21 protein-coding genes are annotated in these 23,599 nt (G+C 43.6%); 13 read left to right on the top strand and 8 right to left on the bottom strand.

Features of this window, described 5'->3' with window-relative positions:
- Nucleotides 1-188 precede the first annotated feature (188 nt).
- From dinB to mdtD, 3 genes are all read right to left on the bottom strand, one after another.
- A complete protein-coding gene (gene dinB / locus RJ01_RS01255) occupies nt 189-1,244 on the bottom strand; it encodes a DNA polymerase IV (protein ID WP_004787388.1) in 1,056 nt (351 codons plus the stop codon).
- 167 nt (nt 1,245-1,411) lie between these two features.
- Nucleotides 1,412-2,173, bottom strand: coding sequence for a GH25 family lysozyme (locus RJ01_RS01250; RefSeq protein ID WP_034169799.1), 762 nt, complete (start codon nt 2,171-2,173; stop codon nt 1,412-1,414).
- A gap of 51 nt (nt 2,174-2,224) precedes the next feature.
- On the bottom strand, nt 2,225-3,616 hold the full coding sequence (mdtD, locus tag RJ01_RS01245) for a multidrug transporter subunit MdtD (RefSeq protein WP_034169798.1): 1,392 nt from the start codon (nt 3,614-3,616) through the stop codon (nt 2,225-2,227).
- A 351-nt stretch (nt 3,617-3,967) separates the two neighbouring features.
- Between mdtD and RJ01_RS01240 the strand changes: the two genes are divergently transcribed.
- Entirely contained in the window at nt 3,968-4,933 is a 966-nt protein-coding gene (locus RJ01_RS01240; RefSeq protein WP_034169797.1) for a hypothetical protein, read from the top strand.
- A gap of 88 nt (nt 4,934-5,021) precedes the next feature.
- Here RJ01_RS01240 and RJ01_RS01235 read toward each other — a convergent pair whose 3' ends face one another.
- Nucleotides 5,022-5,642, bottom strand: coding sequence for a TIGR00730 family Rossman fold protein (locus tag RJ01_RS01235; RefSeq protein WP_004787380.1), 621 nt, complete (start codon nt 5,640-5,642; stop codon nt 5,022-5,024).
- A gap of 323 nt (nt 5,643-5,965) precedes the next feature.
- On the opposite strand from RJ01_RS01235, the gene RJ01_RS01230 reads away from it, so the two are divergent.
- The 6 genes from RJ01_RS01230 to RJ01_RS01205 all read left to right on the top strand — a co-directional run bounded on the left by RJ01_RS01230 (nt 5,966) and on the right by RJ01_RS01205 (nt 14,453).
- On the top strand, nt 5,966-7,546 hold the full coding sequence (locus tag RJ01_RS01230; RefSeq protein ID WP_034169796.1) for a TerC family protein: 1,581 nt from the start codon (nt 5,966-5,968) through the stop codon (nt 7,544-7,546).
- Nucleotides 7,547-7,621: 75 nt separating this feature from the next.
- Nucleotides 7,622-8,086 carry a YchJ family protein gene (locus RJ01_RS01225; RefSeq protein WP_034169795.1) on the top strand — a complete coding sequence of 155 codons (465 nt, stop codon included), beginning with the start codon at nt 7,622-7,624 and terminating at the stop codon, nt 8,084-8,086.
- 61 nt (nt 8,087-8,147) lie between these two features.
- Nucleotides 8,148-8,792: a trimeric intracellular cation channel family protein gene (locus RJ01_RS01220; RefSeq protein ID WP_034169794.1), complete on the top strand. Its 645-nt coding sequence runs from the start codon at nt 8,148-8,150 to the stop codon at nt 8,790-8,792.
- A 131-nt stretch (nt 8,793-8,923) separates the two neighbouring features.
- Nucleotides 8,924-10,243: an MFS transporter gene (locus RJ01_RS01215; protein ID WP_034169793.1), complete on the top strand. Its 1,320-nt coding sequence runs from the start codon at nt 8,924-8,926 to the stop codon at nt 10,241-10,243.
- 163 nt (nt 10,244-10,406) lie between these two features.
- A complete protein-coding gene (parC, locus tag RJ01_RS01210; RefSeq protein WP_034169792.1) occupies nt 10,407-12,626 on the top strand; it encodes a DNA topoisomerase IV subunit A in 2,220 nt (739 codons plus the stop codon).
- A 150-nt stretch (nt 12,627-12,776) separates the two neighbouring features.
- A complete protein-coding gene (locus RJ01_RS01205) occupies nt 12,777-14,453 on the top strand; it encodes an AMP-binding protein (protein WP_034169814.1) in 1,677 nt (558 codons plus the stop codon).
- A gap of 35 nt (nt 14,454-14,488) precedes the next feature.
- Here the strand turns inward: RJ01_RS01205 and RJ01_RS01200 are convergent, their stop codons facing one another.
- Entirely contained in the window at nt 14,489-14,875 is a 387-nt protein-coding gene (locus RJ01_RS01200) for a hypothetical protein (RefSeq protein WP_004787363.1), read from the bottom strand.
- A gap of 100 nt (nt 14,876-14,975) precedes the next feature.
- On the opposite strand from RJ01_RS01200, the gene RJ01_RS01195 reads away from it, so the two are divergent.
- Both RJ01_RS01195 and ppa read left to right on the top strand, forming a co-directional pair.
- Entirely contained in the window at nt 14,976-15,374 is a 399-nt protein-coding gene (locus tag RJ01_RS01195; RefSeq protein ID WP_034169791.1) for an MAPEG family protein, read from the top strand.
- Nucleotides 15,375-15,495: 121 nt separating this feature from the next.
- Entirely contained in the window at nt 15,496-16,032 is a 537-nt protein-coding gene (gene ppa / locus RJ01_RS01190; RefSeq protein ID WP_005233448.1) for an inorganic diphosphatase, read from the top strand.
- Nucleotides 16,033-16,132: 100 nt separating this feature from the next.
- Here ppa and RJ01_RS01185 read toward each other — a convergent pair whose 3' ends face one another.
- Nucleotides 16,133-17,470, bottom strand: coding sequence for an OprD family outer membrane porin (locus tag RJ01_RS01185; protein WP_034169790.1), 1,338 nt, complete (start codon nt 17,468-17,470; stop codon nt 16,133-16,135).
- A gap of 867 nt (nt 17,471-18,337) precedes the next feature.
- On the opposite strand from RJ01_RS01185, the gene RJ01_RS01180 reads away from it, so the two are divergent.
- Nucleotides 18,338-19,072, top strand: a complete 735-nt coding sequence (locus tag RJ01_RS01180; protein ID WP_034169789.1) for a TorF family putative porin — start codon at nt 18,338-18,340, stop codon at nt 19,070-19,072.
- 45 nt (nt 19,073-19,117) lie between these two features.
- Here RJ01_RS01180 and RJ01_RS01175 read toward each other — a convergent pair whose 3' ends face one another.
- Nucleotides 19,118-20,605, bottom strand: a complete 1,488-nt coding sequence (locus tag RJ01_RS01175; protein ID WP_034169788.1) for a YifB family Mg chelatase-like AAA ATPase — start codon at nt 20,603-20,605, stop codon at nt 19,118-19,120.
- 65 nt (nt 20,606-20,670) lie between these two features.
- On the bottom strand, nt 20,671-20,898 hold the full coding sequence (locus RJ01_RS01170) for an accessory factor UbiK family protein (protein WP_034169813.1): 228 nt from the start codon (nt 20,896-20,898) through the stop codon (nt 20,671-20,673).
- Between the two features lie 278 nt (nt 20,899-21,176).
- On the opposite strand from RJ01_RS01170, the gene glnK reads away from it, so the two are divergent.
- The 3 genes from glnK to nrdR all read left to right on the top strand — a co-directional run bounded on the left by glnK (nt 21,177) and on the right by nrdR (nt 23,598).
- The gene (gene glnK, locus RJ01_RS01165; protein ID WP_004650081.1) at nt 21,177-21,515 is read left to right on the top strand and encodes a P-II family nitrogen regulator; all 339 of its coding nucleotides are present in this window, start codon (nt 21,177-21,179) and stop codon (nt 21,513-21,515) included.
- Nucleotides 21,516-21,575: 60 nt separating this feature from the next.
- Nucleotides 21,576-22,991 carry an ammonium transporter gene (locus tag RJ01_RS01160; RefSeq protein ID WP_034169787.1) on the top strand — a complete coding sequence of 472 codons (1,416 nt, stop codon included), beginning with the start codon at nt 21,576-21,578 and terminating at the stop codon, nt 22,989-22,991.
- 139 nt (nt 22,992-23,130) lie between these two features.
- Nucleotides 23,131-23,598, top strand: coding sequence for a transcriptional regulator NrdR (gene nrdR, locus RJ01_RS01155; RefSeq protein WP_004787309.1), 468 nt, complete (start codon nt 23,131-23,133; stop codon nt 23,596-23,598).
- The last annotated feature ends 1 nt before the right edge of the window (nt 23,599 follow it).

Here is a 23,599-nt window from a genome sequence, read left to right as displayed (position 1 = left end):
CCCTGTAATATTCGGATTTGATCGTCACGCCAATCACAGGACAGTATGCTGAAAGTAAAGGTGATTTTCAGCATCTCAGCACATACATGGATAATGCATTGCGCAGATAGAGTACTCCAAAAATTCAAAATGTAAAAACAAAGTTGCCGTATTTTTAAACTAACGTCTAATACTTGTACAAAATAGGCCTAAAGCAGCAGCAATTGTGTTTCTGTTTCACGTGCAGCGAGCTGATAAACGCCAAGCCCAATCAGCCGAAATTGCAGTTGAGGAGTAATATGCATCTCTTGAAGCAGTAAGTGTAAAGCCTGCTCCAGTTCTTGCGGGCTACGCAGCAACTGGCTGAAGCTTTTACTATGCTGCATGGTCTGAAAATTTTTCATTCTCAGTTTCACAGTAACCCCGCGGGCAGAGAGCTGCTTTTTTTCCAGGCTCTGCCAGAGCTGGGCAATTAATGGCTGCCAGTAAGGTTGGCATTGCGGTAAATACAGATCATCATCGAAAGTCGTTTCCTTGGAAATCTGCTGGCGTTCCCGTTCAGCTTCGACTGGCCGATCATCAATGCCTTGAGCATAAAGAAAAAGACGCCGTCCATATTTGCCAAAATGCTGAATCAGGATTGCTTCTTCAATCTGCTGTAAATCTCCCAAGGTTTCCAGATTCAAACTTTTTAGTTTTTCTTGAGTGACTTTGCCTACACCGGGAATTTTCTTCAGAGGAAGATCCTGAATAAAACGCTGTATTTGTGAAGGTTTGATAACACAGATTCCATTCGGTTTATGCCAGTCGGAGGCGATTTTAGCGAGAAATTTATTCGGGGCCACGCCGGCAGAAGCGGTTAGTCCAGTAGTTTGAAAAATATCTTCACGAATGCACATTGCTACTTCAGTGGCACTCGGAATCTGCTGTAAATTTTCGGTGACATCCAGATAAGCTTCATCTAGTGAAAGCGGTTCGATGACCTTAGTATAAATTTGAAAAATTTGGTGAATCTGCGCAGAGACCTGACGGTATTTGGCAAAATCCGGTTCAATCACAATGACCTGAGGGCAGAGCTTACGTGCTTGAGTCATCGGCATGGCAGAACGTAGTCCGAACTCGCGGGCCGGATAGGAGGCAGCCGCCACTACTGCCCGGGGATGATGTGAGGCAATCACCACAGGCAAAGTTTTCAGCTCCGGACGTTCACGCAGCTCGACCGAGGCGTAGAAAGCATCCATATCGATATGAATAATTTTGCGCATATCCAATATCTTAAGTGGCTTTAGCTGGATTGGGAAGAGACCAGATTAATAAGTAAACAAGCTAAAGCATTATTCAATATGAAGCATATCCTGCCTAAAGGATTCAATATCCATTTTATGGTTGAATCAGGGAGAAATAGGGTTTATTTCTTGGCCGGAGGCTTGAGCTAATCTTGGGTGGGAATACTGTTCTGCTGTAAAAATTTGATCCAGTCCTGCTCCGAGCCATAAAACACATTCAGATCCACAGTACGGGCAATGCCGGGAATTTCGCCCTGACTGGTATGCTGCCAGAAGGTCCATTTAGGCTGATCCTTTAAATCTGGCAAACCTTGGTACTCACGTACCCAGAGCGGTACGTCAGCAAACTCTCCCGCCAGCACAATGTTATAAAAAGATTTCGACACATAGAAAATCGGCTGCTTGCCATAATGCTGTTTTAAGGCATCATGCATGACCCGAATTTCCTTGAGCAGCTGCTCTTTGGAATAGTGATTGATGCATTTGCTGTCATATTCCAGATCCATGACAGGGGGCAGGGCATCCATTTTACGCGGAACCGACTCTATAAAATTCTGAGCCTGAATATTGCCATCGCGGCAAAGCCGATAAAAATGATAAGCACCGACCAGAAAGCCCTGTTCGCGGGCCTGCAGCCAGTATTCCTGAAACTTGATATCTTTAAAATCACCGCCTTCTGTAGATTTTAAATAGACAAATTTATATTTCTGTTTTGGTATTTTCTTCCAGTCTATTTCTTTCTGATGATGAGAAACATCGAAACCATGAATCGGATAATCTGCTGCATGCGCTGACGGCTGTTTGAAAACCAGCAGATAAAGCACAGTCGTCACCACAAGTGTAATCAGCAGCCCGACTGCAATCACTGAGTATTTTTTCCAGTTGCTAGAGGTGGAAGCTGCTTTCATTGTGAATAATGGCCTGATTTACGGATATTCATATCGAGTCTATATTTTGCCCTAGACTGGCGTGTTTTTGGGGATATGCCAGAAAATATAGGCAGCAATAATGTTAATACAGCCCAGACAGAGCAGCGAAACGTGGAAGGCATTATCCAGCTGCTCAGAGCCGAAGTAGGCACTAAACATATTCACTAGCGTACCTGCCAGTGCCACCCCGATACTCATCGACAGCATCATGATAATCGACAGGAAACTGTTGCCGCTGCTGGCATCCTGCTGGCTTAAATCTTTTAAAGTCAGCGTATTCATTGAGACAAATTGCAGCGAATTCAGAATCCCGAACACAAAGAAATGAATGGCTCTTAGCCAGATTGGGGTTTCCGCCGTAGTTAAGGCAAAACTGGCGATACACAGACCGACCAGCAAAGTATTGATCAACAAGACTCTACGATAACCGAAACGCTGAATGATTTTGCGGATAATCGGCTTAGATGCTAAAGAACCGAGTACCGTTGGAATCATCAGTAAACCGGTAATAAAAGGTTCGAAACCAAAAGCGACCTGCAACATTAAAGGCAATAAAAACGGAATCGAGTTGCCGCCGAGTCGGGCAAAGAAGTTACCTAGAATGCCAATCGAATAAATTTTATTTTTAAATAATTTACTGCGAAAAAGCGCGTTCAGATGAGTATGCGAGTGGTAGGCGTAGATGAGTGAGGCAATCAGGCCACTTCCGACCAGACTTAAGCTCCACCAGAGGGGATATTGTAGATTGGCAAAGTTTTCGATCCCCAGACACAAACCAATCATCGCAATGACCAGCAGAATAAAACCGCCAAAATCAAATCGCTGTACTGTCGGTTCAGTGATATTCGGCATAGCTTTAAAGGTAATCAATGCACCCAGCAGACCAATTGGCAGATTGATCAGGAAAATCCAGTGCCAGGATAGATACTCCACCATCCAGCCACCTAAGGTCGGACCGATCAGAGGACCCATCAATCCAGCCAGACTCATCAGGCTCATGGCGGACAAAAACTGGGTACGAGGAATGATTTTCAGCATGGCCAGTCGTCCGACTGGAAGCAGCAAAGCACCACCAATACCTTGAAATACCCGATAAACCAGCAGTTCATTCAGATTCTCAGACCAAGCACAGCCGAGTGAGGCCAGAGCAAAAATAATGATCGCTGCAAAATAGATATTTCGAACCCCAAAGCGATCTGCCAGCCAGCCACTCAAGGGAATGCAGGCTGCCACAGAAAGCACATAGGCCACCACCACACTATGCATCCGTAGCGGATCTTCCTGCAGATTACTGGCAATCGCAGGTAAGGCCGTATTGATAATCGTGGTATCGAGGCCCTGCATGAAAAAGCCAATCGATACCAGCAAGACCAGCAGTCTGAATTCAGGTTGTAGGGATTGATGCGTAGGCGTGACATTCATGGATTTAAAAAATCATATATTTTGAATAGTTTAAAGAAATCTATGCAGCAGTGTGACTGAAATAAAAACGATTGTGAATAGGAGTCGTGTAGACAAAATGCTAATGAATTCACAGCCTGATTTCAGTTATTGAAGAGAAAGGGTAAAAGATATATTTCTATACTGTGAACATCTCAAACTTATACGGATTCATAAATAGGTCATTTTTGGAACACTTCAAGCTTCTTTGTAAGGAGCAGGCTACAAAAAATATGACAGAAATGTCATGAAAATGAAATAAAACCGTCATAATCTGGGGCAAACTTCCAGAGCTGCTGTACTGGGAACTGTCTAGTAAAAGGTTTTGTACTTATGACCATCGAGATTCTGATGGTAGTTGGCTTCTGTTTGGCCGCCTATTCCATCGTGGGGAATGATGTTCCGCAAACATTAGGAACATTTATTTCATCGAACTCACATCGCCCATGGTGGGTACTCTGGATTTACATCAGTACTATTCTGGTTGTGGTGTTAATTTATGGCTGGTTTGCCTCTGGAGTAGGGGATGCCTCTTATGGACGTCTGGAAACCATTCCTTTCCCTGAAGATGGGGTCACCTGGCTATATGTGGTACCGCCTCTTTTACTGATTATTTTGACTAAATATGGTATTCCGGTGAGTACTACTTTCTTGGTGCTCACAATCTTCTCCCCGAGCAGTCTGGGTTCCATGCTGACCAAGTCAATGATGGGCTACGCTGTCGCTTTCTTTGTGGCGATTGTGATCTATCGTCTGGTCATGAAAAAACTCGCGGTCTATTTCAGTGAAACCCGCGATCAGCAACATTCTCCGATGTGGATGGCCTTGCAATGGTTATCTACGGCATTTCTGTGGAGCCAGTGGCTGATCCAGGATTTGGCCAATATCTTTGTGTATGTGCCGCGTCAGGTGCCGTTTGAGTTCCTGATCTTTGCCATTTCTGTCTTTGTCATCCTGCTGGGCATGATTCTTTACCAACGTGGTGGAGCTATCCAGAATATTGTCGATACCAAGACTGGGGTCACCGATGTCCGTTCTGCTACGATTATCGACTTTATCTATGCGCTGATTCTGCTGGTGTTCAAAGAGTGGAGTAACATCCCGATGAGTACCACTTGGGTATTCTTGGGGTTATTGGCTGGTCGTGAATTTGCGATTTCGATGCTAGTGACTGAAGTCAATAAACACCGTACTTCACGGAATGTCAGCAAAGACGCGATGAAACTAATGTTTGGCCTAGCCATTAGTGTGTTCCTGGCGACGACTTTGCCTTGGTTCTATCACACGATTTCCGGTTAATATCTTTGTATATAAATGAAAAAAGCGAGCATCAAGCTCGCTTTTTTCATGGCTTTAAATCATTGGTATCTAAAGCAGACAAGAAAATTTAAACTACAAAACGTTGCGGAGCATCCAGATTCAGCAAGGTGGTATAAATCTGATCTGCATGTTCACAGACAATCAGTTTAGCCCGATGCTGGGGTGGCAAGAAGCCTTCCTGCACGGCAAGATCAAGCTGGGCAATCAGTGGATTATAAAAACCATTGACGTTATACAGCATCATCGGTTTTTGATGCTGGTTCAGCTGACCCCAGGTTGCAATTTCCAGAATTTCTTCAAAGGTTCCCAATCCACCCGGCAAGGCGACAAAGGCACAGGCCCGGTCTGCCATCATGGCCTTACGCTGATGCATGCTGGTGACGATATGCAGTTCAGTCAGCTGAGGATGAGCAATCTCATAATCCAGCATAAATTCCGGAATCACGCCCACTGCTTCACCGCCATGTTGAATCATGGTGTCTGCCACCTGACCCATCAGACCAATACTGGCGCCGCCATAGACCAGACCAAAACCATGTTCGGCCAGACCTTGAGAAAGTTGAATCGCTTTTTCCAGATAAATCGGTTTGTTGCCGGCACGAGAGCCACAGTATAAAGCCACTAGCGGGCGTGTTGTTTTTGGGGAGTTATCATTAAAATAATCGGTCATTTTCATTACACTTTGCATTTATTTTTTTCACCTTATCATTTTTTTATCTACTTACTATAACTTAGTTAACAAATATGACAATTCCATGAGTCGGCCTCATTTTAGGACAAAATATTTCATTCAAATTCATCCATAATCCCGGATGAAAACAGGTGAATTTCATGGTGTTCTTGATATACTGAAAGTCTGTCTTACTACAATAGAACTCACATGGGTAGTCGAAGTTGGCGCTTTAATTTAATAAAACGTCACATTATCAAGTCTTTAATTCAAGTCGGGTATCAACCTGTATCTCATCATGCAAATACTTGCCTTTCTCCTGGGGTAGAGGAGCAGATGCGATGATTTTTGAATGGATGTCAGATCCCTCTGCCTGGATTGGCTTACTCACACTGATTGTTCTTGAAATTGTACTCGGGATCGATAACTTGGTCTTTATTGCAATTCTGGCTGAAAAACTTCCACCCGAACAGCGTAATGCGGCGCGTATTACCGGTCTGGGTTTAGCGCTGTTAATGCGACTGGTGTTACTGGCATCGATTGCCTGGGTCGTAACGCTTACCGAACCGCTATTCCATATCTTTGAGCATCCATTTTCAGGACGCGACCTGATCTTATTATTCGGTGGTGTATTCCTGCTGTTTAAAGGCACCATGGAATTGCATGAGCGTCTGGAAGCTAAACCTGTAACCAAGGAAGAAAATCCGGTTCAGGCGGTGTTCTGGATGGTGATTGTGCAGATCGTGGTACTGGACGCCGTATTCTCGCTCGATAGTGTGATTACTGCAGTCGGTATGGTCAAAGACCTGTCTGTGATGATGATCGCGGTGATTATTGCGGTCGGTATCATGTTGTGGGCTTCTAAAGCTCTCATGGATTTCGTCAACAAGCACCCGACAGTAGTGATTCTCTGTCTGGGCTTCCTGATGATGATTGGTTTCTCGCTGGTGGTTGAAGGCTTCGGTTTCCATATTCCAAAAGGCTATCTATATGCCGCGATTGGTTTCTCGGTAATTGTCGAGTTCATTAACCAGACCATGAAACGCAATCAGGAAAAAATGGTCACCACGACTGATATGCGTTACCGTACTGCGTCTGCCGTAATGCGTATGCTGGGCGGGAAACCGGCTCAGGACAATGATTCTTCTGAGCCGGAAGATGTACTGGCGACGCGTGCCTTTGCTGATGAAGTCTTTGATGACGACGAAAGTGGGGTCTACCATAGCGTCATGGTGCAGGGCGTACTGGGTCTATCAGAACGTCCGGTGAAATCGGTGATGACACCACGTCCTGAACTGGAATGGATTGATCTGGAAGATGATCCTGCCAGCATCAAAGAGCAGTTATTGCATATGAGTCATTCACGTTTGATTGTGGCGCGTGGTGAACTGGACAATATTGCTGGGGTCGTGCTAACCCATAAAGTCCTGAATGAATACATCGAAACAGGTATTTTGGACTTCGAAAAACATCTGCGTGAACCAGTGATTGTGCATGAAAATGCTCAGGTCTTGATGGTCATGGATCAGCTACGTCAGGCACCGCTACAAATGGCCCTGGTATTGAATGAATATGGTTCGATCGAAGGTGTAGCGACACCGATTGATGTATTGGAAGCGATTGCCGGTGAATTCCCGGATGAAGATCAGCTAGAAGCAGCCGTAGAGAGCCTGGAAGATGGCAGCCTGATTCTGGATGGTTCAACCGATATTCGCCATGTGTCACTGCTTCTGGATCGTGATCTGGTCAATGAAACGGAAGAATATTCGACTTTGTCGGGTTATATCCTGTTCCATCTGGGACGCTTGCCGGAAAATGGCGAAAAGCTCGAAGCAGATGATTATATCTTTGAGGTGGTTACTATGGACGGCCACAAGATTGATAAGGTGCATATTATTGCCCCAGCGAACCGGAAAGACTAATTCAACGCCCGAAGGGTAAAGCTAAAATTTTGCTAAAATAGCCCGCATTGTCGGGCTATTTTTTATGGAATCAATATGTCAGAAGCATGTCCATGTGGACGAGGTGAATATGCAAGCTGTTGCCAGCCACTACATCAGGGCCAGCAATTGGCTCAAAACGCCGAACAATTAATGCGCTCGCGGTATAGTGCCTTTGCCAAGCATGAAATTGATTATATCCAGCAGACTACTGCCCGTGGACAGCAGCAGGCTTTGGACATGCCAGCCATTGCTGAATGGAGTAGAACCAATCAATGGCTGAAGTTGGAAATCGTGCAGGCCAATGAAAAGCTGGACAAGACCCATGCGCTGGTCGAGTTCAAAGCACATTATCACGATGGCAAGCAGGCCCAGATTCATCATGAAATTTCACATTTTGTAAAGTTCGAGAATCGCTGGTACTTTCTAGATCCAACGACAGATCAACAGTTTACAATGAAACAGCCGTGCATCTGTGGCTCCGGGAAAAAATTTAAGCAATGTTGTGCGCATTTTTTATAATTTTCACATAGATTTAGCTTAGAATAGCCGCCATCTCATAGCCTCAGGTGGAAGCAGGGCGATGTTACTGACCGTCATCTATATTATTGCAATTACCGCTGAAGCCATGACCGGAGCTTTGTCTGCCGGTCGGCGTAGTATGGACTGGTTCGGGGTTACGATCATTGCCTGTGTCACGGCGCTCGGTGGTGGTTCGGTACGTGATGTACTGCTTGGCCATTATCCCTTGACGTGGGTCAAACACCCGGAATATCTGGTGCTGACCTGTTGTGCCGCCTTTGTCACCATCCTGATTGCCAAATGGATGCGTCATTTACGCAATATCTTCCTGGTACTGGATGCCTTGGGCCTGATTGGCTTTACTATCATTGGCTGCCAGATTGCGCTAGAGATGGGCCATGGCTTTGTAGTCAGTGCGGTCGCTGGCGTTCTGACCGGAGTATCGGGCGGTATTTTACGTGACATTTTATGTAATGATGTGCCCTTAGTCTTCCGCCGTGAACTGTATGCCAGTATTTCCTTTGTTGCAGTTATTTTCTACTGGCTCTGCAGCAATTTCGGTCTGTCACTCGAACTGACCATTATTTCTACCTTAATTTTTGGCTTTAGCTTGCGTCTGATTGCAATCTATTTCGGTCTGGAAATGCCAAAGTTTATCTATAAGGATGATGACGAACAGTCCGCTTCATCCAAAGACGAATCTTGATATGAATTATGGTAACTGCGGGAGGGAAAACTTCCCGCAGGCGTACGTATTCGTAGTATAAAAAAATAAAAAATCAAACCTCCTGTTGGGACAGCAGCATCTCCCTTTTCACCTGATCAGAGATTTTTGTTATGGATTTAGTTTCTCGGATACAGCGCTTGCCGATCGGCAAGTTCCACTACACTCTTTTATGGGTGATTGGTCTTGGATGGATGTTTGATGCCATGGATACGGGATTGATTTCCTTTATTCTGGCGAAAATGGCTGAAGACTGGCAGATGACCGCTGACCAGAAAAGCTGGGTGGTTTCGATCGGTTTTATCGGTATGGCGATCGGGGCGATTTTCTCAGGTGGACTGGCAGATCGCTGGGGACGTAAAACGGTATTTGCCAGTACGCTGGTGATTTATAGTCTGGCGACTGCTGCCTGTGCCTTTGCGCCGAATCTGACCTGGTTACTGGTATTCCGTTTTATTGTCGGTCTGGGATTAGGGGGGCAGTTGCCGGTTGCGGTGACTCTGGTCAGTGAATATATCCCGGCACGGGTACGTGGTCGTTTCATTGTGCTGCTGGAAAGTTTCTGGGGCTTGGGCTGGCTGGTGGCTGCACTGGTGTCACGTTTTGTGATTCCTGATTTTGGCTGGCAAGCTGCATTCATGATTGGCGGGATACCGGCATTGTATGCCATCGTAATCTGGAAACTGGTGCCTGAGTCGGTGCCGTATCTGATCAATCGTGGCCGGATAGATCAAGCGCAGGCTCTGGTCAAAAAGATTGAGCGCAAATGCGGCGTCGAAGTCATGGAAATCTTTGAAGTTAAACCCGTGGCTGCCAAGCAGAATATCTCGTTTACCCAGCTCTGGAGTGGTATTTTTGCCCGCCGAACCTTGATGCTGTGGCTGATCTGGTTTGGAATCGTTTTCTCCTATTATGGTATTTTTACCTGGTTACCAAGCCTTCTGGTCAAGGAAGGCTATACCATCGTGCAGTCGTTTGAATACGTCCTAGTTATGATTCTGGCGCAATTGCCGGGTTATATTGCGGCAGCATGGCTGGTCGAAAAACTCGGTCGTAAGGCAACTTTAGCTGGCTTTATTGGCATGTGTGCCATCTCTGCTTATTTCTTTGGCCAGTCCGGTAGTGTCACCGAGATCGTGATCTGGGGTTGTCTGATGTCCTTCTTTAATCTGGGAGCATGGGGCGTTCTTTATACCTATACACCAGAACAGTATCCAACCAATATCCGTGCTTTTGGTTCAGGCTGGGCCGGTGCAATTGGCCGTATTGGCGGGATTGCTGCACCTTTTGCCGTAACCCATTTGATGGGGATGCCAAATGGTTTCAGTTACGTCTTTACCATGTTTACTGCAGTATTAATCGCAGTAGCTGTGGTCATTTTAGTTCTGGGTGAAGAGACCAAGGGCAAGACGCTAGAATCCATGGGTTTATAAGGTTGGTGATTTTTTAGTTGCTCAGCTGCTATAAAGTGGATATTTTTAGCCCATAAGACACGATTTGTCGCGCTGTGTAGTTTACTGCCCTTGTGCAGCACACAGCCGCGACTTAGCATAAGAAACATTGATACAAAAACGAATTTTAGGATTATAGGTTGTTATGACAAGCCTTGCGCATCATGCGACAGAAAACCGTTCCGTAGCCGAATTTACCGAACAAGCTTATTTAAATTATGCCATGTACGTGATTATGGATCGTGCATTGCCACATATCAGTGACGGTTTGAAACCGGTACAGCGCCGTATTGTCTATGCCATGAGTGAACTGGGTCTGAAATGGACCAGTAAACCGAAAAAATCGGCACGTACTGTCGGGGATGTACTGGGTAAATACCACCCACATGGTGACTCGGCTTGTTATGAAGCCATGGTCCTGATGGCGCAGCCATTCAGTTATCGCTATCCATTTATTGAAGGACAGGGCAACTGGGGTTCACCGGATGATCCTAAATCCTTCGCGGCGATGCGTTATACCGAAGCCAAACTGTCGCAATATAGCGAACTGCTTTTATCCGAACTAGGACAGGGTACCTGTGACTGGCAGGATAACTTTGATGGTTCGATGAAAGAACCGATCAACTTGCCGGCACGTGTTCCCAATATCCTGTTAAATGGTACCACAGGGATTGCTGTGGGGATGGCGACCGATATTCCGCCGCACAACTTGCGCGAAGTGGTGAAAGGTACTATCGCCCTGATCCGTAATCCGAACCTGACCGATGCCAAAATGGCAGAATACATTCCGGGACCGGATTTACCGACCAAAGCAGAAATCATCACGCCACCATCAGAGCTGCTTAAAATTCAGACGACAGGTCGTGGCAGCTATCGCATGCGTGCGGTATATACCATTGATAAAAATGAAATCGTGATTACCGAATTGCCGTATCAGGTATCCGGTTCAAAAATCATCAGCCAGATTGCAGATCAAATGCAGGTGAAAAAATTGCCGTTGGTCACTGATGTTCGTGATGAATCGGATCATGAGAATCCAACACGTTTAGTGGTGGTACTGCGTTCGAACCGTATTGATGCGGAAGCAGTAATGAGCCACCTGTTTGCGACTACTGATCTCGAATCCAGCTATCGCGTCAATATGAACATGATTGGTGCGGATGGCCGTCCACAAGTGAAATCGATTCGTCGTATTCTGCTGGAATGGATCGAAATCCGTAAGACTACTGTTACTCGCCGTCTGCAATATCATCTGAACAAGATCGAAAAACGCCTGCATATTCTCGGCGGTTTGATCATTGCTTACCTAAATATTGATGAAGTGATTCGGATTATTCGTGAGGAAGATCAGCCTAAACCGGTGTTGATGGAACGGTTCGGTATTGATGAGATTCAGGCCGAAGCCATTTTAGAACTCAAGCTGCGTCATCTGGCCAAACTCGAAGAAATGGAACTGCGCCGCGAACAGGAAGAGCTGGAAGCCAAAGCTGCGGTGATTCGTGAACAGCTGGCGAATCCTGAGTCTTTAAAAACCTTGATCATCAATGAACTAAAAGAAGATGCCAAGAAATTTGGGGATGATCGCCGTTCTCCAATCGTACAACGTGCCGAAGCCGCTGCAATTGATGAAACTGAAATGCTGCCAGCGGATCCTGTAACGGTAGTACTGTCTGAAGCGGGCTGGATTCGCTGTGCCAAAGGGCATGAAGTGGATGCTGAAAATCTGAATTTCCGTGCGGGCGATCAATACCTTAGTCATGCCCAAGGTAAGTCTAATCAACGCGTCTATGTATTAGACGATAGTGGCCGTAGCTATGGCTTGCCAATCAATAGCCTGCCATCGGCACGAGGACTTGGTGAACCATTGAGTTCAAAACTGTCTCCGGCAAGCGGGGTAGGCTTCAAGCAGGTGTTGGTCGCTGAAGATGATGCGGAAATCCTGGCAGTCAGCAGTAAAGGTTATGGATTTAAAACCCAGGCCAAGCAGCTGGATACCAATGCCAAAGCAGGTAAGGCTTTCTTGAATCTATCTGAAGGCGCGCAGGTCATGAACTTGCAGCCACTGGAAGATGCAACTCATGTTGCACTACTCAGTTCAGCTGGCCGTCTACTGGTTATTGATCTGTCGGAATTACCTGTACTCAATAAAGGTAAAGGTAATAAATTGATACAACTTGAAGATAAAGATCAAATTTTATTTATGACAATATTGAAACTTGATGAAACAATTCAAGTGCTTGCAGGACAGCAACAATTAAAACTTAAAGGGGATGACCTGCAAAAATATATTGGGAAACGAGGCTCTAAAGGAACCCTGTTACCACGTGGATATCAAAAAGCAAATAAACTGTTGATTCAAAGATAATACTAGCATCCATGAATCGAAATACGTTATATATGAGTAACGATTCGACAAATGGATGCAATGTTGCACATATACAAGTCTAAAAAATGACGTGCAGCATTGAAAAAAACAGTTGAACTACTAAGGATTATGATTGGAGAGATTGGCATTATGGAAAAAATTTGGTTCGCTGAATACCAAAAAACAGGGATTCCAGAAACTGTAGAATTACCAGCAGAAAATACATCTCTGGTTGATATTTTTGAACGCAATTTCCAAAAATTTGGCTCACGTGATGCCTTTATCTTTATGGATAAGACTTTAACGTTCAATGAGTTGGAAGAAGCTAGTCGTAAATTCGCAGCATATTTACAAAGTTTGGGTCTGGCAAAAGGCACACGTGTTGCCGTAATGATGCCAAACGTTCTTCAGTATCCAGTCGTAGCATTGGGGGTGTTCCGCGCTGGTTTAGTACTGGTGAATGTAAATCCACTGTATACATCACGTGAGCTTGAGCATCAGTTAAAAGATTCTGGCGCTGAAGTTCTAGTCATTATTGAGAATTTTGCAAGCGTTTATCAGTCAATTATTGGCAAAACACCTGTGAAGCACGTCGTGGTTGCTTCTGTGGGTGACATGCTGGGTGCTTTAAAAGGTACTTTGGTGAACTTTGTATTACGTTCAGTACGTAAGCAGATTCCGGCATGGGATATTCCAGGTCACATCAAGTTCAATGCAGCCCTGAATAAAGTTAACCCAAGCAACTATAAACGCCCTGAATTGACTTTAAGTGATACTGCTGTACTTCAGTACACAGGTGGTACTACTGGTGTTTCTAAAGGTGCTGAACTGACCCATCGTAACCTGGTTGCTAATCTGTTGCAGTGTGACGGTATCTTCCAGAGCAAATTCGGTGCGCAAGATGGCCAGCCAGATGACCGTATTTTCTGTGCTTTACCGCTTTATCACATCTTTGCTTTCATGGTCTGTGCACTTTACGGCATGTATAAAGGTCAGGCGAACGTTCTGATTCCAAATCCGCGTGACCTGCCTGCGGTGATGAAAGAATTACGTAAATACCAGCCAACATTCTTCCCTGCTGTGAACACGCTGTTTAATGCGCTTGTAAACAACGAAGAGTTCAAGCAACTGGATCATAGCCGTTTAAAAATGGCGATGGGCGGTGGTATGGCTGTTCTGCCTTCTACTGCAGAAGCTTGGAAGAAAATTACTGGCACTAACATCATTGAAGGTTATGGCCTGTCTGAAACTTCTCCAGTGGCAACTGCAAACCCACCAGCATCTGAAGAATTCAGCGGTACGATTGGTATTCCGTTACCTTCAACTGAAGTTGGTATTCTTGATGATGACGGTAATGAAGTTGCACTCGGTGAGCAGGGTGAAATCTCAATCCGTGGTCCTCAAGTGATGAAAGGCTATTGGAACCGTCCGGATGAAACCGATAAAGTGATGGTAAATGGCTTCTTCCGTACTGGTGATATCGGTGTTATGGATTCACGTGGTTATATCAAAATCGTTGACCGTAAGAAAGACATGATTCTGGTCTCTGGCTTCAACGTTTATCCTTCTGAAATTGAAGAAGTCGTTGCGAAACATCCAAAAGTACTGGAAGTGGCTGCAATTGGTGTACCAGATGAAAAATCAGGTGAAGTGCCAAAATTGTTTGTTGTGAAGAAAGATCCTTCATTGACGACTGAAGAAGTTCTGGCATTTGCGAAAGAAAACCTGACCGGTTATAAACGCCCACGTTATGTGGAATTTATGGATGAATTACCGAAATCTAACGTAGGCAAAATTCTGCGTAAAGACCTACGTAAGACTGCATAAATCCTGCAATTAAAAAAGCGCCTAAGGGCGCTTTTTTAATTCTCTTTTTTCATTAGCCAGCGGTCAAAGTAAGGACGTCCTACCCCGATTACACCCAAGAAAATAAACATGGTGCCAAACTGGCGGTTAAATCCTCTCAAATTAAAACTGCCATAACTGAGAATATTATCTATCAGACAATAAATGATGATCGCGACTACCCAATGCCAGATCGGCATACGTTTGATGCCCACGGCATAGAAGGCAATCCATAAGATGGCAAAGGTGAAGAGGGGAGACCAAATATTCATATTGGCACAAATGACGGCCATTAGAAATGCAACAATCGGTAATACGATTTTTAATACGCGATCCACTTGACGTTGATGCTGGCGCTGTTTCTCGAGGACATCGAACATTTCATTTTGATCAGGGCTGACCATAGTGAATCCTTAATCATTTATAAAAACACTCTATTTAACAAAATTTATTCACGAAACGCCATGCTATGATAGACATAAAAATTCTCAAGAGAAAAATCAGATGCATAGCATTAGTGGGGTTATCTATCTCATTTTGGCAGCTTGTCTTTTACCTTATGTTTTTACCTTGATTGCGAAAAAATCGGCAGGGTTTCGTGCAAAAGACAATCAGAATCCACGGGCATTTTTAGAAAAGTCTACAGGCTTAGCCAGTCGCGCCAATGCTGCTCAGCAGAACAGCTTTGAAAGCTTACCACTCTTCATCGCCTCGATTCTGATGGCAGAATATATGGTCGTTACACAAAGTCTGGTCATGACCTTTGGGATTGCCTATCTGGTTTTTCGGGTCATCTATGGGATCTGTTATCTGGCGAACTGGTCGACCTTACGTTCAATTGTCTGGCTGTTATCCTTATTATGTCCAATTACCTTACTGCTGTTAATTATCAAGATCTCTTAAGCCAAAAATAAAGGCAGGCCGAGATATTTACAGTTCGGTATTTTAAAATCAAAAAAAATCTGTAAAAACCGTTATAATTGTCGCGGTTTTTAAAAGATATAACTTGTTAAAGAGTGATGCTATGAGCTACAGCAATATCCCAGCGGGTAAGGATGCGCCAAACGACATCTATGTAATTATCGAAATTCCTGCAAATGCAGCACCAATCAAATATGAAATCGATAAAGATTCTGATGCATTATTTGTAGACCGTTTCATGGGTACAGCAATGTTCTACCCAGCAAACTATGGTTATGTACCAAATACACTTTCTCTAGATGGCGACCCTCTAGACGTATTGGTGGTAACTCCACATCCAGTAGAGCCAGGTTCTGTAATTCGTTGCCGTCCTGTGGGTAAACTGAACATGGAAGATGACGGTGGTGTTGATGCGAAACTGGTTGCAGTTCCACATGACAAACTGACTCCGATCTACAAAGATGTTCAAGAATATACTGATCTTCCTCCATTACTGATCAGCCAAATCGAACACTTCTTCCAGCACTACAAAGACTTGGAACCAGGTAAATGGGTTAAGTTAAGTGGTTGGGAAGGTGCTGATGTTGCAAAACAGGAAGTACTCAGCTCAATTGCAGCTTATGCAGAAGCAAATAAATAATTCATTTGCTTTTCAGTTTGAGTCTTTAACTTTTTAAAGCTTAAACAAAAAAACCTGCACAATGTGCAGGTTTTTTATTATGGCTTGAAATTCGGGTGAATTAGAATAATTTCACAGGAATGTCTAACCAGATACGCCATTCGTTGGTGTCACCAATGTAGTTAGATTGGTAATCATTGCTTGCACGGTAGTAAGAGTGACGTAAACGCAAGCTCGCATCTTTAGCAAAACCAGATTGAACAGTGTATTTCACCTGGTTAAAGAATTCACGTTCTTGTGCATCATTAGTCACTAACTGAGAACGATCTGGACTACCTGCTACATCAATATCCCAACCATATACAAATGCTGAAGTCCAAGATAGACCAGGAACATTTACAGCACCGAAGTCAAATGTGTATTGAAGTTGTGCTGATTTTTCATTATTACCAATGAAGTCAGACAGGTATGAGTTTGGTAGATAAATCGTTTGATGACCATCACCTACACCGCGACCCAAACCATAGTCATAGCCTGTGTTACCAGTATTTTGTTGGTAAGCCACCATGACATTGTGCGGACCAGTATTGTAAGTGGTAGAAATAGCCCAAATATTGTTGCTTAAGTTACTTAAGTCATTTGTGGTATGAGAATAAGTATATGCACCACCGTCAGCTTTTTTATCCCACTCGGTATGATAGCCACTAAAATCGTGAGTTAAAGTGCCGCCATTGGCTACTGCATAGCTATAGTTCGCATTTACATAATGACGGTCTAAACGGTCTTTAATATCTGTACCATAGTAAGAAGCGTTTAAAGCATCACTAAATTTATATTTCGCACCCCAAACAACAGCACGATCCAGCTCGTTACCATCAGAGTTGATTTGGTCTGAATATTGGTTTTTAGTAAATTTACCAGCTGTTAATGACAGGTTGTCAATTTCATTACTCGTCACTAATACGCCTTCAAAGTATTCAGGAACGAGACGTGCAGTATTTGATGCCAATACAGGAAGATCTAAAACTTGGGTACCATATACAGCAGTGGTATTAGATACACGAGCTTTCACATAAGCGCCGCCACGTGCCCAATGGTCATAGGAATCAACATGACCATTCTCATCTTTTGCTCCATTATTATGGAGAGGAATCATGCCGTTACCAGCATGCGCATTTTCCCCAAGCTTGAATGATGCATCACCGATGATCCCGGCACCAAAGCCGACCACACCTTGAGTAAAACCTGAATCCAGTTTCACGATTGCAGTCTGTGCAGCTGAACTTGTATCTGCTACGCCATTTTTCTTATCACGAGATAAATAACCAGTACGGAAAAGTACAGATCCTTCTGCATCTTCTACAAAACCTTTAGACTCACTTTGCTCGCTAGCAAAAGCGGTTGAGATCAATGCAGCCTGAATCAAAACTGCCAATGTTAATTTTTTTGTGTTTTGCATTGGGAGAGAGCCTTATACAAATTGATGGAAATTTTTAGGAATTGTATAAGATTCGCTGAATAAATGTCATTTTTATTTACGATACTCCACTAAAGTCGAGGGATTTTTTTAATCTAATGTGAATAATAGTAAGATATCTAATAGTCTAGATCCTGACCATATAGTAAAAAAACAAATAAAAACAAAGATATTTTTTAAATATAAATTCTCTGAAGGGTATGACTCATGAGTGCATCGATAATGTTTAAAATTAAAATTCTTAGAATGAAAAAGTTAAGTGTTCAAAATCTTCATTTTTTGTATCAGACTCTTCATTAATTATTTCTTAAAAGTAAAATTTTACTATAAACTATTGAATTTTAATATATAAATACTTAATTTAAATATTTGTAAATCCAAAAATGCGCATAGATTTCTGAATAATAAAAAGTCATTCTTTGAGAGTCAATTTTTGTTGCTTAGCACTATTTTGAACTTTTTAATCCAGAAATTTCTGAGTTTGGGCAAGAATCAAAAACTTGAATAGAGCAATCTGCTTCTTTACGATTTATTTCTGCACCTTTTTTTAGCACAAAATTTAATCAAAGCAAAAATAGTTTCAAAATGGCGCAACTTGTAAATGATTATGTATAAGGCCGAAAAAAGAAAATAAATCTTTGAAAAAGGGCTAATGTTAAAAAGAATCTATCAAAGTACTTTTTTTAAAAATTTAAATATAATTAAAAAACAACCACCTAGTGCTTTGTTTTATTTTTATTCATCAGATTTTAGTTGTTTTATTCCAGATTGGCATAGCTCTTGCAAATTTCGAACTTGAGTTTAATCAATATCATAACAACGTCTCAGACGATCTGGGGGAGTCATACAATGAAATCAACATTAAAAGTATTATCTTTTGCTTTACTAGGTGCTGCATCTTCTTTCACTTTCGCAGATGAACCAGCTGCTGAACATTCAGTTTCTGGAAATATCAGTGTACTTTCAAGTTATAACCTGCGTGGGATTACCAACACACCTGAAAATAGCGGAGCTACTTTACAAGGTGGGCTTGACTATAATCATGCCTCTGGCTTCTATGCTGGTTGGTGGGGTTCTACCTTAGATTATTCTTTGGTTGAAGAAGGCCGTGATGCTTTTGAAAATAATTTCTATGCAGGCTACAGCCATTCGGTAAATGATGATTTGGGTTTAACGATCGGTACGACTTACTACTATTATTATGAATCTGATGAAGAAACGAATGGATTTGAGCTGTTATTAGGTCTGAGCTATAAAGATTTAGGTATTACAGCACAAACTCTTCTTGAAGATACGACTTGGGGGAATGCAGGGGATACTTATATCAAAGGTACCTACAGCTATGCACTGCCGAATGACTTTAGCTTAGACACCGCTTTAGGTTTATATGCTTATGAAAAGTCAGGTGACCATGTAGAAGAGACCAGTGAAAGCTTTGGTTTCCGTCATTTTGATATCGGTTTAAGTAAACCTCTTGCAGATACTGGTGTTACTGCAAGCATCAATTACATTATTGGTGGTTATGATCGTATGGATGTGAAACAAAAGAACAAAGTAGTATTCGGATTAGGTTATAGCTTCTAATTTTCTCTAAATAAAAAGGCGACTCTAAGTCGCCTTTTTTATTATTTAAATGTGTTGCCCGCGATAAGACAGGGCTTCCGATAAATGCCCAGTCTGAATATCTGGACTTTGATTAAGATCGGCAATGGTTCGGGCAACACGCAAAATCCGATGATAGCCTCGTGCTGATAAATTCAGTTTCTGCTGAGCCAGTTCAATCATTTTTTGAGCTGGTGGATCGAGAGGGGCATATTGTTCCAGTTGTTTTGGGCTAAGACTCATGTTTAAGGCATTTTGCCGTTTGATCTGAATGTTATAAGCGGTAATCACGCGTTGTCTGACCGTTTCAGAGTTTTCGACAGGTTTATTGTCCTGTAACTCCTGTGCCTGTAAAGGTGGTACGTCAATATGTAGGTCAATCCGATCCAGTAATGGACCAGAAATCCGGTTCTGATAACGCTTGATGGTTTCAGGTGAACATTGACAGCGGCTGTCCTGATTAAATGCATAACCGCATGGACAAGGATTCATGGCTGCCACCAGCTGAAAATTGGCTGGAAAAGTAATTTGCCGGGAAGCACGCGAAATCACAATTTCTTTGGACTCAAGCGGCTGACGTAACACTTCTAAAACCTTGCGGTCAAACTCAGGCAATTCGTCCAGAAATAACACCCCCAAATGCGCCAGTGTGATCTCTCCGGGTTTAGGATGTGAGCCACCGCCGACCAGTGCAATGGCAGAAGCAGTATGATGCGGTGCCCGAAATGGCCGCTGGCCAAAGGGATGATTGGCATTAGCAATTGAATAGATACTGGCAACTTCCAGATTTTCCTGAGTATTTAAGGGCGGTAAAATACTGGCGAGGCGCGATGCTAACAAGGTTTTACCTGTACCAGGTGGGCCGCGGAACAGCAGGGAATGGCCACCTGCAGCTGCAATTTCTAAGGCACGTCGTGGTCGCAATTGTCCTTTCACATCCGCTAGATCAAATTTATAAAAAGAATGCTGATCTAATGGACTGGTCTTAAACGGGGTCAAGGTTTCTGCTTGAGCCAGATGTGCACAGACTTCCTGCAAATGATTGGCAGCAAATACCTGAAAATCCGGGAGCTGAGAGGCTTCCTGAGCATTCGGACTAGGCAAGATCAGCTGGTGATGTGCCTGCTGGCAGGCGATTGCAATGCTCAGGATTCCTGTTACAGGCCGCAATTGACCATCTAGGGCCAGCTCCCCAATAAACTCAAGATTATCAGTACAATTTTCTGGAAGCTGCCCTGAGGCCAGTAAAATTCCTAGCGCAATCGGCAAGTCTAAACGTGAGCCATCTTTAGGTAGATCGGCAGGTGCCAGATTAATCGTCAGGCGTTTAGTCGGAAACTGAAAGCCACTATTCAGAATGGCAGAGCGAACCCGATCCTTACTTTCTCTGACTGCGGCTTCAGGAAGCCCCACAATGGTGAGGGAAGGCATGCCAGAACTGACATGGACTTCGACTTCAATTAAAGGTGCATGCAGGCCTAACAGGCCTCGCGTATAAATTTTGGCAAAAGACATATTGTTGTTCCAATATAGTGCATTATTTTTATTGTTCTCGTGTCTTTTGTGCACTGTAGTTGTGCTTATTTTTTAATCGAGATTTTTTCTTCTAGCTCTTCGACTTGTTTTAGTAAATCATTTAAACGCTGATTGGCATTATTTAGGGCAGTGCGTTGGCGTTCAAGCTCTTCTTTAGACACTAAATCCATCTTGCTAACGGCTTCATTGAGCAGGGCACGTAGATTGTGTTCCAGATCCTTTTTAGGTTGTTCAACTTGCTGCAAAATTGCTTGTAACAGGGTTTCAATCATAATCCGATCCATCGCCATATAAATGCGCGGACAGTGTAGCATTGCTGCAAGAGTGACTGACAGTATTTCAGATAAAATATAGGCTGCTTCGATTAGTAATATTGTAAAAATCCACATAAAAAATATCCAATTTGTGCAGATTCCAATACGTTATAAGTATAAAATAAAGAAGCAAGAAACATCGTGCCGGGCTTTCTAATTTCCCCCGACCTTAGGAATCTTGGCATGAAATTTGAACATAAAACCTTACTGGTGAAATAAGCCGAAGGAAAACAAACATGAAGCTCGTAACTGCAATTGTAAAACCTTTCAAATTGGATGATGTGCGTGAAGCATTATCTGAAATTGGTGTTCAAGGCATCACTGTGACTGAAGTCAAAGGCTTTGGTCGTCAAAAAGGCCATACTGAACTTTATCGTGGTGCTGAATACGTTGTAGATTTCCTACCGAAAGTCAAAATTGAAATCGCAATCAGCGACGAAATGGTTGATTCGGTAATTGAATCAATTACTCGTGTTGCAAGCACTGGCAAAATCGGTGACGGAAAAATTTTCGTAACTAACTTAGAACAAGTCATCCGTATTCGTACCGGTGAAACAGGTGCAGACGCTGTTTAATTTGGCACGAAGTTTGCTGAGTACCTAATAACTCACAAAAAACATGGTTGGGGGATACGAATGAAAAAAATGCTAATGGCGTTCGGCTTGTCCAGCGCTCTTTTAGGTGGTTCTGTTGCGTGGGCTGAAGAGGCCGTAACAGCACCAACACCTACTGAAGAAGTCGCACTTGTTGCAGAGACTGGTGATACTTCACTTACAACAACAGACACAACTACAGCAGAGATTGCTGAAGTGGCGCCAGCTGAACCAGCAGCGCCTGCAGAAGAAGAAGCTACTCTCGATACTGGCGATACAGCCTGGATTCTCACTTCAACAGCCCTTGTATTACTGATGACCATTCCAGGTTTAGCCCTGTTCTATGGCGGTATGGTTCGTAAGAAAAATGTGCTGGCAACAATGGCACACAGCTTTGTTGCTGCAGCCGTAGTCAGTATTGCTTGGGTCGTGATTGGCTATACCTTGGCCTTTGGTGAAGGAAATGCCTTTATCGGCAGTCTGGACAAGCTCATGCTGGCTGGAATAACCACCGATGCGCTATCCGGCACAATTCCTGAAATCCTGTTCGTGATCTTCCAAATGACGTTTGCCATTATTACGGTTGCCATCATCAGCGGTTCAATTGCGGAACGTATGAAGTTTGGTGCTTTTGTGGCATTTATTACACTTTGGGTGATTCTGGTTTATGCGCCAATTACTCACTGGGTATGGGGTGGTGGCTGGTTAGGCAACGATGGTGCGCTTGACTTTGCTGGTGGTACAGTCGTTCACATCAACTCAGGTGTAGCGGGTCTGGTTGCAGCCTACATGCTAGGTAAACGTATGGGCCTTGGCCGTGAATCAATGGCGCCACATAATCTGACTTTAACCGTCGTCGGTGCAAGCTTACTTTGGGTAGGCTGGTTCGGCTTCAACGGTGGTTCAGCATTGGGTGCAAATGGTTCTGCAGGCTATGCGCTGATCGTAACTCAAGTTGCAGCAGCGGCAGCAGCAATCTCTTGGTTAATTACTGAAAAAGTAGTACGTGGTAAAGCCTCTGTATTAGGCGGTGCTTCTGGTGCGGTAGCAGGTCTGGTGGTGATTACTCCAGCAGCTGGTTTCGTTACTGTCGGTGGTGCACTGGCAATGGGTCTGATCGGTGGTGTGGTATGTTTCTGGGGTATTACTGCCTTGAAACGTGTACTGAAAGCCGACGATTCTCTAGATGCCTTTGGTCTGCATGGCGTCGGTGGTATCGTTGGTGCGATTCTGACAGCATTCTTTGCAAGCGAATTCATCATGGGTGATGCTGCTCCAGCAAATGTAATGAGCCAACTTTGGGTTCAAGTTGAAGGTGTACTTGCAACCATCGCTTACTCTGCAGTATTAACTTTTGTGATTCTTAAGGTGATCGATCTGATCATCGGTATCCGTGTTTCTTCTGATGATGAACGTATGGGTCTGGACTTGAGTCAACATGGCGAACGCGTAGAATAATCTGCTAAAACAATAATCAATATATTGTGTAAAACAGCCCATATGGGCTGTTTTTTTTCTATATGTTGCGTAAAACTCTACAAAGTTTGGAATTTTTGCTACACTCGGAAATCATCAGGATTTGTTCAATTAAACCGCTATGCATTGCCCATTTTGCAATACACCAGACAGTAAAGTGATTGATTCACGCCTGGCCGCTGAAGGTTGCCAGATTCGCCGCCGTCGTGAATGCGTCAGTTGTAATGAACGCTTTACCACCTTTGAAAGTTATGAAGTGGTGATGCCGCGTGTCATTAAATCTGATGGCAAGAATGAACCCTTTGATGAAGCCAAATTACGCCGTTCACTGATGCATGCCTTGCAGAAACGTCCTGTGACGCAAGAACAGATTGAAACGGTGCTCAGTGATATTCAATTACAGATTCGCCGTTTGGGTGAACGTGATGTGAAATCACGCACGATTGGTGAAATTGTCATGCAATCTCTATTTGCACTTGATCATGTCGCTTATGTCCGTTTTGCTTCAGTCTATCAGGACTTCCAGGATGTCGAAGCCTTTCGTCGTCAGATTGAACAAATGCAGCAACGCGGTGAGTTTCAAGAATAAG

It is taken from the genome of Acinetobacter sp. YZS-X1-1 (assembly GCF_000804305.1).
Taxonomy (GTDB): Bacteria; Pseudomonadota; Gammaproteobacteria; order Pseudomonadales; family Moraxellaceae; genus Acinetobacter; species Acinetobacter variabilis.
The sequence above is the reverse complement of the archived record's forward strand: the minus strand, read 5'-3'. Positions and strand labels throughout refer to the sequence as shown.

What these genes read in the sequence shown, in the direction of transcription:
- RJ01_RS01160 (WP_034169787.1), top strand. Translation starts at nt 21,576, where the DNA reads ATGAAAAAAATGCTAATGGCGTTCGGCTTGTCCAGCGCTCTTTTAGGT.
- RJ01_RS01220 (WP_034169794.1), top strand. Translation starts at nt 8,148, where the DNA reads ATGTTACTGACCGTCATCTATATTATTGCAATTACCGCTGAAGCCATG.
- RJ01_RS01200 (WP_004787363.1), bottom strand. Translation starts at nt 14,875, where the DNA reads ATGGTCAGCCCTGATCAAAATGAAATGTTCGATGTCCTCGAGAAACAG.
- RJ01_RS01195 (WP_034169791.1), top strand. Translation starts at nt 14,976, where the DNA reads ATGCATAGCATTAGTGGGGTTATCTATCTCATTTTGGCAGCTTGTCTT.
- nrdR (WP_004787309.1), top strand. Translation starts at nt 23,131, where the DNA reads ATGCATTGCCCATTTTGCAATACACCAGACAGTAAAGTGATTGATTCA.
- RJ01_RS01235 (WP_004787380.1), bottom strand. Translation starts at nt 5,642, where the DNA reads ATGCAAAGTGTAATGAAAATGACCGATTATTTTAATGATAACTCCCCA.
- RJ01_RS01185 (WP_034169790.1), bottom strand. Translation starts at nt 17,470, where the DNA reads ATGCAAAACACAAAAAAATTAACATTGGCAGTTTTGATTCAGGCTGCA.
- RJ01_RS01170 (WP_034169813.1), bottom strand. Translation starts at nt 20,898, where the DNA reads ATGATTGAAACCCTGTTACAAGCAATTTTGCAGCAAGTTGAACAACCT.
- RJ01_RS01240 (WP_034169797.1), top strand. Translation starts at nt 3,968, where the DNA reads ATGACCATCGAGATTCTGATGGTAGTTGGCTTCTGTTTGGCCGCCTAT.
- ppa (WP_005233448.1), top strand. Translation starts at nt 15,496, where the DNA reads ATGAGCTACAGCAATATCCCAGCGGGTAAGGATGCGCCAAACGACATC.
- RJ01_RS01225 (WP_034169795.1), top strand. Translation starts at nt 7,622, where the DNA reads ATGTCAGAAGCATGTCCATGTGGACGAGGTGAATATGCAAGCTGTTGC.
- parC (WP_034169792.1), top strand. Translation starts at nt 10,407, where the DNA reads ATGACAAGCCTTGCGCATCATGCGACAGAAAACCGTTCCGTAGCCGAA.
- RJ01_RS01250 (WP_034169799.1), bottom strand. Translation starts at nt 2,173, where the DNA reads ATGAAAGCAGCTTCCACCTCTAGCAACTGGAAAAAATACTCAGTGATT.
- glnK (WP_004650081.1), top strand. Translation starts at nt 21,177, where the DNA reads ATGAAGCTCGTAACTGCAATTGTAAAACCTTTCAAATTGGATGATGTG.
- mdtD (WP_034169798.1), bottom strand. Translation starts at nt 3,616, where the DNA reads ATGAATGTCACGCCTACGCATCAATCCCTACAACCTGAATTCAGACTG.
- RJ01_RS01230 (WP_034169796.1), top strand. Translation starts at nt 5,966, where the DNA reads ATGATTTTTGAATGGATGTCAGATCCCTCTGCCTGGATTGGCTTACTC.
- RJ01_RS01215 (WP_034169793.1), top strand. Translation starts at nt 8,924, where the DNA reads ATGGATTTAGTTTCTCGGATACAGCGCTTGCCGATCGGCAAGTTCCAC.
- RJ01_RS01180 (WP_034169789.1), top strand. Translation starts at nt 18,338, where the DNA reads ATGAAATCAACATTAAAAGTATTATCTTTTGCTTTACTAGGTGCTGCA.
- RJ01_RS01175 (WP_034169788.1), bottom strand. Translation starts at nt 20,605, where the DNA reads ATGTCTTTTGCCAAAATTTATACGCGAGGCCTGTTAGGCCTGCATGCA.
- RJ01_RS01205 (WP_034169814.1), top strand. Translation starts at nt 12,777, where the DNA reads ATGGAAAAAATTTGGTTCGCTGAATACCAAAAAACAGGGATTCCAGAA.
- dinB (WP_004787388.1), bottom strand. Translation starts at nt 1,244, where the DNA reads ATGCGCAAAATTATTCATATCGATATGGATGCTTTCTACGCCTCGGTC.